General features: G+C 35.2%; 6 protein-coding genes and 1 pseudogene. 5 read left to right on the top strand and 2 right to left on the bottom strand.

The genetic code is table 11. From position 1 onward, the window contains the following. Positions 1 to 228: 228 nt before the first annotated feature. Positions 229 to 606: a lactoylglutathione lyase gene (gene gloA, locus BMW29_RS13650; RefSeq protein WP_092654308.1), complete on the bottom strand. Its 378-nt coding sequence runs from the start codon at positions 604 to 606 to the stop codon at positions 229 to 231. A 775-nt stretch (positions 607 to 1381) separates the two neighbouring features. Here gloA and yaaA point away from each other — a divergent pair. From yaaA to gyrA, 5 genes and pseudogenes are all read left to right on the top strand, one after another. Then, positions 1382 to 1636, top strand: coding sequence for a S4 domain-containing protein YaaA (gene yaaA / locus BMW29_RS13645; protein ID WP_092654306.1), 255 nt, complete (start codon positions 1382 to 1384; stop codon positions 1634 to 1636). After that, positions 1627 to 2748 (top strand): DNA replication/repair protein RecF, encoded by a 1122-nt coding sequence (gene recF / locus BMW29_RS13640; RefSeq protein ID WP_092654304.1) that lies wholly within the window; start codon positions 1627 to 1629, stop codon positions 2746 to 2748. The genes yaaA and recF overlap by 10 nt, the downstream gene beginning before the upstream one ends. A gap of 2 nt (positions 2749 to 2750) precedes the next feature. After that, positions 2751 to 3848 (top strand): annotated as a pseudogene (locus BMW29_RS13635) (ATP-binding protein); the annotation flags it as partial. 123 nt (positions 3849 to 3971) lie between these two features. Then, positions 3972 to 5909 carry a DNA topoisomerase (ATP-hydrolyzing) subunit B gene (gene gyrB, locus BMW29_RS13630; protein WP_092654302.1) on the top strand — a complete coding sequence of 646 codons (1938 nt, stop codon included), beginning with the start codon at positions 3972 to 3974 and terminating at the stop codon, positions 5907 to 5909. 19 nt (positions 5910 to 5928) lie between these two features. Then, positions 5929 to 8463 carry a DNA gyrase subunit A gene (gene gyrA, locus BMW29_RS13625; protein ID WP_092654300.1) on the top strand — a complete coding sequence of 845 codons (2535 nt, stop codon included), beginning with the start codon at positions 5929 to 5931 and terminating at the stop codon, positions 8461 to 8463. 48 nt (positions 8464 to 8511) lie between these two features. Here gyrA and BMW29_RS13620 read toward each other — a convergent pair whose 3' ends face one another. Then, positions 8512 to 9126 carry a glycerol-3-phosphate acyltransferase gene (locus BMW29_RS13620; protein ID WP_177165796.1) on the bottom strand — a complete coding sequence of 205 codons (615 nt, stop codon included), beginning with the start codon at positions 9124 to 9126 and terminating at the stop codon, positions 8512 to 8514. Between the last annotated feature and the right edge of the window lie 102 nt (positions 9127 to 9228).

Below are 9228 nucleotides of genomic sequence, written 5' to 3'. Positions count from 1 at the left end.
ATCGAACTTGTTCGACTCTGAACCTTATAAATTTGTTGTGATCGAAGCGTAGCGTAGTAGGTATCAATCAGCATCTGTTCACTACGTTTACAGTGATTCTTGACAATTGCAGACCGAACCTGCCTTTTGGGCACCGTCTATAGAGGTAATTTATGGTTTTTCAGAAGCAATTTAAGAGGGCGAGACAAAACGTTAACGTTTTGTCTCGCCCTCATTTTTTTATTTTGTTTAATATTTCGGACGAATGACTTCGATTTTATAACCATCTGGATCGGTAATGAAATAATAAGAAGGGGGTGTTCCTGGTAAACCTTTCATATCTGTTACATTAAAGCCAGCTTTTTTATGCTCTGCATGTAACGTTTCAATATCCTCAGCACTAATGGCGATATGACCATAGCCATCTCCTAAATCATAGGCTTCATGATCATAATTATAAGTAAGCTCTAATTCATAAAGATCTCCTGGTAAAGTTAAATAGACTAAGCTAAATTTATGTTCTGGAAAATCACGACGACGGCTTTCCTCAAATTTAAATGCTTTTTGATAAAAAGCTAAAGAAGCTTCTAAATCTTTGACGCGGATACAAGTATGGGCCATTTTCATAAACAACAACATCCTTTCAAGTTTCTAATTTTTTGGTACTCATTACATAGTAGCACAGACTTGAAAAGACTGTAAATGTCATGCCTCTTAGGATTTTTAATCCTTAGAGACATGATACAGATCAAACATCGTTTGACTCTGAACCTTTGTCCATCTTAGAAATATAATACAACTCGAATTTATTTTAACTTTGAACCTAACCAGTTCTTTGCCTCTTGTCATGCTTCTTAGGATTTTAATCCTTAGAAACATGATACAGATTGAACATGGTTCAACTCTGAACCTTATTTTCTTTCCTTAGAGACAATGATACAGATCAAACATCGTTTGACTCTGAACCTTTGTCCATCTTAGAACCATAATACAACTCGAATTCATTTCGACTCTGATCCTATATTTTCTTAGAGATTAGAATTTAATGAAATCTAACGCGTCATTCCTAACCTCTACTATTATATTTATAGGGAAAAAATCCGTAATTTGGCTAAATTTTTTTTCAATACTTACAACGCCTTACCTAGTAAGGAAGTTTTATCAGAAAAAATGAAGCATTTTTACCTTAAATAGGTTTATTTTCCATTTTAAGAGCAATTGAGTTTTTTTAGGGTGTTTTGAGATATTTTGCTTAAAATCGCAAATAACCCCTAAAATTTAAGAATCAAATTGAAAAAAAGTTGAAAAAGTGGTACAATAGAGCAATAGGGGTGAAAAAGTAACCACTTTTAAGAACCCTTTTGAAACCTATTCATTTATAGAGAAAAGTAGGTGTAGGCACATGAAAAAAATGGTGACAATCGATACTGAATTTATCACATTGGGGCAATTGCTCAAACATATAGATGTGATTAGTAGCGGTGGCATGGCAAAATGGTATTTAAGCGAGCATACTGTTTTCTTAGATGGTGAAATGGAAAATCGTCGTGGAAAGAAAATTTTCCCTGGTTCGCAAGTAGAAATTCCTGATGAAGGAACTTTTTTTGTTACAGCAAGTAATAAAAAAAGTGAAGAGGAACCCCCATCATGTATTTAGAAAAAATGAGTCTTTTGGATTATCGCAATTATGCAACCTGCGATGTGGAATTTTCAAAAGGAGTCAATGTTTTTCTAGGTGAAAATGCACAAGGCAAAACCAATTTGATGGAAGCCATATATGTTTTAGCTATGACAAGAAGTCATCGTACGAGTAATGATAAAGAATTGATTGCTTGGCATAAGGAGTTTGCTAAAATTAGTGGACGTGTTCAAAAGAAAAATACACAATTTCCACTAGAAATTCTCCTTTCTTCTAAAGGTAAAAAGGCCAAATTAAATCATCTAGAGCAGCGTAAGCTAAGTGAGTATGTCGGTCATTTAAATGTCATTTTATTTGCACCAGAAGATTTAGCGATTGTCAAAGGCTCTCCTTCAGTTAGAAGAAGATTTATTGATATGGAAATCGGGCAAATTAGTCCAATTTATCTTCATCATTTAGCAAATTACCAACATGTTTTAAAACAACGCAATCATTATTTAAAGCAGCTGATGATTGGAAAGCGTGATGACCATACTTTTTTAGAGGTACTAACAGAGCAATTAAGCACACATGGCGCGCACTTATTAAAAGAGCGGATGTCTTTTGTGAAGCAATTAGAAAAATGGGCAGCACCTATTCATCACGAAATTACACAAGCTAAAGAAGTATTAAAAATTAGTTATCAGCCAAGTGTTGAAGCAACAAATTGGGAAGATGTTGATCAGATTTTTCTAGATTTAATGACCCAGTTTGAAAAAGGTAAAAAGCGTGAGCTAGATCAAGGCAATACCTTATATGGCCCACATCGAGATGATTTACTATTTTTTGTGAATGAGCAAAATGTTCAAACATATGGTTCACAAGGTCAACAACGAACAACTGCCTTAAGTATCAAATTGGCTGAGATAGAGTTGATTCATGATGAAGTAGGAGAGTATCCTATTTTACTTTTAGATGATGTTTTATCTGAATTAGATGATGAAAGACAAACGCATCTACTGACAGCCATTCAAGATAAAGTACAAACTTTTTTAACAACAACAAGTTTAGATGGAATAAAAAAACATGTCTTACGTCAGCCGCGAACATTTATTGTTACAAATGGTTGTGTGGAATTGGAGGACAAATAGCGTTGTCAGAGGGAATAAAAGATACATCAAAATTAACTAATGAATTCGACATCAGTCAAATTCAAGTTTTAGAAGGGGCTGAAGCCGTAAGAAAACGTCCTGGTATGTATATTGGCGATACAAGTGCACAAGGTTTACATCATTTGGTTTGGAACATTATCGATAACTCAATTGATGAAGCTTTAGCAGGATTTGCTGATGAAATTAATGTCATTGTTGAAGCAGATAATAGTATTACAGTCATTGATAATGGACGTGGAATTCCAGTTGGGATTCAAGAAAAAACAGGTCGTCCTGCTGTTGAAACAGTTTTTACATCATTCTGTTTTGGTGATTCGGTAGTTGTTGTCAATGCTTTATCAACAAAATTAGATGTAACAATTTATAAAGAAGGTAAAATTCACTATCAAGAATTTACACGAGGAAAAGTAATGACTGAATTGATTATGATGGGTGATACAGAGCGCCATGGAACTAAAGTTCATTTTGTGCCAGATCCAGAAATTTTTAAAGAAACAGTCATTTTTGATTTTGAAAAACTAAAAAATTGTGTGAATAAATTAGCCTTTCTAAATCGTGACTTAAAATTATCTATTAAAGACAAACGTGGTAAAGCTCACAAATTAAGAGAATATCACTATGAAGATGGGATTAAAAGTTATGTTGAGTGTTTAAACCTTAATAAAACTGTTTTATTCGATGAGCTAATCTTTATTGAGGGGAAGCAACAAAAAGTTATGATTGAAGTGGTGATGCAATATCTAACTGGTAATCACAGTAATTTAATGAGTTTCGTGAATAATGTTTACACAGATGAAGAGGGATTACATGAGTTTGGCTTCAAAACAGCCTTTGCTCGTGCAATCAATGATTATGCGAAACAAAATAAACTACTCAAAGAAAATGAAAAACAATTAACCATTGAAAAAATTTTTGAGGGGTTAACAGCTGTTATTTCTATCAAATATCCAAAGTATGTAGGAGAATATAGAATAAAACACTCAATTGATGTGAGTACTATTACAAATTGTCTGTTTTATAATCTCTTTGACAAATTCTTAATGGAAAATCCTCAAGTGGCTAAAAGAATTCTAGAAAAAAGTCATTTTAGTCTCTAAAAATAATTCTTAAGAATAAATTTATATAGAATAAAAAACATGTCTTAAATCAGCCGCAAACATTTATTGTTACAGGTGGGCATGTAGAATTGGAGCGTGAATAGATTGTCAGAAGAAACAAAAGAATTATCAGAATTAGCAAAAGAATATGATGCCAGTCAGATTCAAGTCTTAGAGGGACTAGAAGCTGTTAGAAAACGTCCTGGTATGTATATTGGTGCGACAAGTGCACAAGGCTTACATCATTTGGTTTGGGAAATTGTCGATAACTCAATTGACGAAGCTTTAGCAGGATTTGCTGATGAAATTAATGTCATTGTTGAAGCAGATAATAGTATTACAGTTATTGATAATGGCCGTGGAATTCCAGTTGGGATTCAAGAAAAAACAGGCCGTCCTGCTGTTGAAACAGTTTTTACAGTCCTACATGCTGGTGGTAAATTTGGCGGTGGCGGATACAAAGTTTCTGGTGGGTTACATGGTGTTGGTTCATCCGTTGTAAATGCGCTATCTACAACCTTAGATGTCAAAGTCTATAAAGATGGTAAAATTCATTATCAAGAATTTGCTCAAGGTAAAGTAGTAGATGATTTAAAAGTCATTGGTGATACAGACCGTCATGGGACAACTGTCCACTTTATTCCAGATCCAGAAATCTTTACTGAAACTGTTGAATTTGATTTTGAAAAATTAGCCACTCGTGTTAGAGAGCTTGCTTTCCTAAACCGTGGCTTAAAATTATCAATCGAAGATAAACGCGGTGAAAATGATGAGTTAAGAGAGTACCACTATGAAGGCGGGATTAAAAGTTATGTTGAGCATTTAAACCGCAATAAAACGGTTTTATTTGAAGAACCAATCTTCCTTGAAGGTGAACAGCAAGATGTCATTGTTGAAGTAGCGATGCAATATACAGATGGGTACCATACAAACTTAATGAGTTTTACCAATAATATTCATACCTATGAAGGTGGGACTCATGAATCAGGTTTCAAAACAGCCTTAACACGTGTGATTAATGACTATGCGAAAAAGAATAAATTACTCAAAGAAAATGAAGAAAACTTAACTGGTGAAGATGTTCGTGAAGGGTTAACAGCTGTTGTTTCAATTAAACATCCTGATCCACAGTTTGAAGGACAAACAAAAACAAAGCTTGGTAATTCAGAAGCGCGTACAATCACAGATCGTCTCTTCTCAACCCACTTTGACAAATTCCTAATGGAAAACCCTCAGGTGGCTAGAAGAGTCGTAGAAAAAGGGATTTTAGCCTCTAAAGCACGTCTTGCAGCAAAACGTGCACGTGAAGTAACACGTAAGAAGAGTGGCTTAGAAATTAGTAACCTACCTGGTAAATTAGCAGACTGTTCAAGTAAAGATCCAACGATTAGTGAAATTTTCATCGTCGAAGGAGATTCTGCGGGTGGGTCAGCTAAACAAGGTCGTTCTCGTTTATTCCAAGCAATTTTACCAATCCGTGGGAAAATCCTAAACGTTGAAAAAGCAACCTTAGATAAAATTTTAGCTAACGAAGAAATTCGTTCTCTATTTACAGCGATGGGTACTGGTTTTGGTGGCGAATTCGATGTATCTAAAGCACGTTATCACAAATTAGTTATCATGACCGATGCTGATGTCGATGGTGCGCATATTCGTACCTTACTATTAACCTTATTCTACCGCTATATGCGTCCTGTTGTAGATGCTGGCTATGTGTATATTGCACAGCCACCATTGTATCAAGTACGTCAAGGTAAAACAGTGAAATACTTGGATAAAGAAGAAGATTTAGAAATCTACCTAAAAGAGATTCCAGCGAGTCCAAAACCTGTGATTCAACGATATAAAGGTCTTGGGGAAATGGATGCAGAACAATTATGGGAAACAACAATGAATCCAGAAAACCGTCGTATGTTACGTGTTTCACCAGAAGATGCCATTGAAGCAGATGCTGTTTTTGAAACATTGATGGGGGATAAAGTAGAACCTAGACGTAAATTTATCGAAGAAAATGCAAAATACGTGAAGAATTTAGATATTTAGGTAGGAGGAAAAAAGAGAAATGGCAGATAAAAATATTGTTGACATTAATTTAAGCAAAGAAATGCGCACCTCTTTTTTAGATTACGCAATGAGTGTTATTGTAGCTCGTGCGCTACCTGATGTAAGAGATGGATTAAAGCCTGTTCACCGCCGTATTTTATATGGGATGCATGAACTAGGAGTAACACCTGATAAAGCGCATAAAAAATCAGCTCGTATTGTTGGGGATGTAATGGGTAAGTATCACCCACATGGTGACTCTTCAATTTATGAAGCAATGGTTCGTATGGCACAGCCTTTTAGCTATCGTTATATGCTAGCAGATGGTCATGGAAACTTTGGTTCTGTGGATGGAGATGGCGCTGCTGCAATGCGTTATACAGAGGTTCGTATGTCAAAAATGGCATTAGAAATGCTACGCGACATTAATAAATCAACTGTCGATTATCAAGATAACTATGATGGTAGTGAAAGAGAACCAAAAGTATTACCAGCAAGATTCCCTAACCTATTAGTGAATGGCGCAACAGGGATTGCGGTTGGGATGACAACCAATATTCCACCACATAATTTAACTGAAGTTATTTCAGCATTACAAATTTTGATGGATAATCCAGATGCAACAACAGCCGATTTAATGGAAGCTCTACCAGGTCCAGATTTCCCAACAGGTGGTTTAGTAATGGGTAAATCAGGGATTCGTCGTGCCTATGAATCAGGTCGTGGCTCAATTATAATTCGTGCAAAAGTCGACATTCAAGAATTAAAAAATGGGAAAGAGCGTATTATTGTCAGTGAATTACCATTTATGGTCAACAAAGCGAAGCTAGTTGAAAGAATTGCTGACTTAGCTCGTGAAAAACGCATAGAAGGTATCACTGATTTAAATGATGAATCTGATAGAGACGGTATGCGTATTGTCATTGATGTTAGAAGAGATGTTAGTGCTTCTGTTATCTTAAACAATCTATACAAATTAACGCCAATGCAAAGCTCATTTGGTTTCAACATGCTAGCAATTGTAGCTGGAGAACCAAAAGTACTAAGCTTAAAAGCGATTTTAGAGCATTATTTAGTCCATCAAGAAGAAATTATTAGAAGACGTACCATTTTCGATAAAAATAAAGCAGAAGCACGTGCGCACATTTTAGAAGGTTTACGAATTGCTTTGGATCATATTGATGAAATTATCCGTATTATCCGTGGTTCAAAAACTGGTGATATTGCGAAAGCTGCATTAATTGAAAATTACAGCTTATCTGAAAAACAAGCACAAGCTATTCTTGATATGCGTCTCCAACGTTTAACAGGTTTAGAACGTGATAAGATTGAAGAGGAATATAAAGGTCTAGTTGAATTAATTGCTGACTTAGCAGATATTTTAGCGAGTAGCCATCGTGTTCATGAAATTATTGCGACTGAGCTTCAAGAAATTCAAGATAAATTTGGTGATGAAAGACGTACTGAATTACTAGTTGGAGAAGTTTTAAGTTTAGAAGATGAAGATTTAATTGAGCAAGAAGATATCGTGATTACATTAACACATAATGGATATGTAAAACGCTTGCCAAATAATGAATTCCGCGCACAGCGTCGTGGTGGACGTGGTGTTCAAGGAATGGGCATGCATGATGATGACTTTATTGAAAAATTAGTCTCATGCTCAACTCATGACACCTTGTTATTCTTTACTAATGCAGGAAAAGTATATCGTGCTAAAGGATATGAAATTCCTGAGTATGGACGTACAGCTAAAGGAATTCCAGTGATCAATTTATTAGGGATTGATTCAGGTGAGAAAATTCAAGCGATTATTAATGTCCAAGGTGAAGCACAAGCTGGAAACTATCTCTTCTTCACAACCTTAAAAGGTGTGGTTAAACGTACAGATGTTAGTGCCTTTGCCAATATTCGAAGTAATGGACTAAAAGCAATTGTGCTAAAAGAAAATGATGAATTAATGGACGTTAAATTAACAGATGGTTCAAAAAATATTATCATTGGTACTCATTTAGGTTATGCAGTTAGCTTTGATGAAAATTCTGTTCGTAATATGGGTAGAAGTGCAAGTGGAGTTCGTGGAGTTCGTCTACGTGATGATGATTATGTAGTGGGCATGGACATGTTAGAAGAAAATTCTGAAGTCTTAGTGATTACAGAAAAAGGTTACGGTAAACGTACCCAAGCATCTGCTTATCCAATTAAAGGTCGTGGTGGTAAGGGGATTAAAACTGCCAATATCACTGAGAAAAATGGACCGCTTGCTGGTTTAACAACAGTAAATGGCGAAGAAGATGTTATGTTAATTACAAATAAAGGGGTTATTATCCGCTTTAACGTAGATAGCATTTCTCAAACAGGACGTGCAACATTAGGTGTTCGCTTAATCCGTGTTGATGATGATGCAATTGTATCAACAATGGCTAAAGTAGAGCGTGAACCTGATGCAGAAGCTACAGTTCCACTTGAAACAGCAGCACCATCTTCTCAAGAGGAAGTACCAGATGCTGTTGAAGTAGAAACAATTGAAGAGACAGATCAAACTGAAGAATAAACCATAAAAAAATAGCAGACTCTCTTTTTATCAGAGAATCTGCTATTTTTATTTTGCTTTATCCGTTTTTTTGATGCTATTTTTATTAAAAATAGCATGTTGCACTTTATCAAACATGGGACTAAGCAGATAAAAGACAAATAACAGTAATATAAGTAAGCCAATACTTAAAATTATAGACTGATGTAAAAAATAGGTGGAGAGTGGGATACTCAACATGCCAATGCTACCAGCAATTGTAAAGTTTCTTGCAATCGAGAAGGTCAGTAGACCAATCAGAATTAAAGGAATAAAAGATTGGATAGCAATGAAAAGAGTAGTAGCTAAAAATACAACAACCCCTCTTCCACCATGAAAACCAAGCGTAATGGGCCAAACATGTCCAAGCATTACAGCTAAACCAACTAAGATAAGTAATAGATCATGATAACCAAATAAGTAAACAGATAAAAATAAGGGCAAAAACGTTTTAATTGCATCAATTATCACCGTAATGACAAAGCCTGTTTTTCCAATCATGCGTCCAGTATTTCTGGCACCAGCATTTTTGCTTCCTAATTGACGAATATCCTGACCCGTTTTTATTTTTGTGACAAGATAGGCGCCATTGATATTTCCAAGAAAATAAGAACCAATAATAAATAGCACAATATAAAGAGACAAGAGCATAAACTCCTTGTATATTATATTTAAGGTTTTTATCTTCCGATTATAATTGGAGAACCTTATGAACCATTGTAATTTTCATTTGGTATTAACTCAGTT

The organism is Isobaculum melis, from assembly GCF_900111355.1.
Lineage (GTDB): Bacteria > Bacillota > Bacilli > Lactobacillales > Carnobacteriaceae > Isobaculum > Isobaculum melis.
This window is presented reverse-complemented; position numbering and strand designations above follow the sequence as displayed.

Excerpts from the sequence above, each read along its gene's own strand:
- recF (WP_092654304.1), top strand. The coding sequence starts at position 1,627 with ATGTATTTAGAAAAAATGAGTCTTTTGGATTATCGCAATTATGCAACC.
- gloA (WP_092654308.1), bottom strand. The coding sequence starts at position 606 with ATGAAAATGGCCCATACTTGTATCCGCGTCAAAGATTTAGAAGCTTCT.
- gyrA (WP_092654300.1), top strand. The coding sequence starts at position 5,929 with ATGGCAGATAAAAATATTGTTGACATTAATTTAAGCAAAGAAATGCGC.
- yaaA (WP_092654306.1), top strand. The coding sequence starts at position 1,382 with ATGAAAAAAATGGTGACAATCGATACTGAATTTATCACATTGGGGCAA.